The sequence below is a fragment of the Marinobacter sp. genome (assembly GCF_035268745.1).
In the GTDB taxonomy this organism is placed as follows: domain Bacteria; phylum Pseudomonadota; class Gammaproteobacteria; order Pseudomonadales; family Oleiphilaceae; genus Marinobacter.
In genome coordinates this window covers 1-1586 of the sequence record NZ_DATFKH010000034.1, presented here as the reverse complement: position 1 = coordinate 1586, position 1586 = coordinate 1, and the positions used below count along the sequence as shown (strand labels likewise).

Below are 1586 nucleotides of genomic sequence, written 5' to 3'. Positions count from 1 at the left end.
GTGATTGAGAAACTTCGTAATATCGCCATCATCGCCCACGTCGACCATGGTAAGACCACGCTGGTGGACCAGTTGCTGCGCCAGTCCGGCACGCTGGACCGGAAAGAGCTCGAGAGCGAGCGGGTCATGGATTCCAACGACCAGGAAAAGGAACGCGGCATCACCATCCTGGCCAAGAACACCGCGCTGAAATGGCATGACTACGACATTAACATCGTTGACACCCCCGGCCACGCCGACTTTGGTGGCGAGGTTGAGCGCGTCATGAGCATGGTGGACTGCGTGCTACTTGTAGTGGATTCCATCGACGGCCCCATGCCCCAGACCCGCTTCGTCACCCAGAAGGCTTTTGCCGCCGGATTGCGCCCGATTCTGGTGGTCAACAAGATCGACCGTCCCGGGGCCCGGCCGGATTGGGTGGTTGACCAGGTATTCGATCTTTTCGACAACCTGGGCGCCACGGACGAGCAGCTTGACTTTCCCATTGTTTTCGCCAGTGCCCTGAACGGCATCGCCGGTATGGATCATGAAAACCTCGATGACAACATGGACGCTGTGTTCCAGGCCATCGTTGACCATGTTCCCGCACCGGACGTCGATCCCGACGGCCCGTTCCAGATGCAGATCTCGCAACTGGATTACAGCAGCTTTCTGGGTGTTATCGGTATTGGCCGGATTGCCCGCGGTAAAGTGAAGACCAACTCGCCGGTAACGGCCATTGGTGCCGATGGCAGGAAGCGTAACGGCCGGATCCTGAAAATCATGGGGCATTCCGGTCTGCATCGCGTTGAAGTCGACGAAGCCCAGGCGGGTGACATCGTCTGCGTAAGTGGCATGGACTCCCTCTTTATCTCCGATACGCTCTGTGATCAGGCCAACGTTGAGGCGCTGCCGCCGCTGACGGTTGATGAGCCCACTGTGTCCATGACCTTCCAGGTGAACGACTCACCCTTTGCCGGCAGGGAAGGCAAGTTTGTCACCAGCCGGAACATCAAGGAAAGGCTGGAAAAAGAATTGCTGCATAACGTGGCCCTTCGGGTTGAGGAAGGCGACTCGGCGGACAAGTTCAAGGTGTCCGGTCGCGGTGAGCTTCACCTCTCAGTACTGATTGAAAACATGCGCCGTGAGAACTTCGAGCTGGCAGTGGGCCGCCCGGAAGTGGTGATACGTGAAGTCGACGGCGAAAAGCAGGAACCCTACGAAAACGTTATCGTTGATATTGAAGAACAGCATCAGGGCCCGGTGATGGACCAGATGGGCCTGCGCCGGGGCGATATGACCAATATGGTCCCGGATGGCAAGGGCCGTATGCGCCTGGACTACACCATTCCGGCCCGCGGCCTGATCGGTTTCCGCAATACCTTCCTGACCATGACGTCCGGCAGTGGCATACTGACATCCACTTTCAGCCATTACGGGCCCATTAAACTGGGGGATGTAACCAGTCGCCAGAATGGTGTTCTGGTATCCATGGCAACGGGAACAGCGCTGACCTATTCACTGGAAACGCTGCAGAGCCGTGGCAAGCTGTTCCTCGATCCGGGTCAGGAGGTGTATGAAGGCCAGCTTTGTGGTATCCACAGCCG

1 protein-coding gene is annotated in these 1586 nt (G+C 57.7%); it reads left to right on the top strand.

Going from position 1 to position 1586, the window contains the following annotated elements; genetic code table 11:
* Nucleotides 1-1586 (top strand): translational GTPase TypA (gene typA, locus VJ956_RS02305; RefSeq protein WP_324081189.1); only part of this gene is annotated, 1586 nt, incomplete at both ends.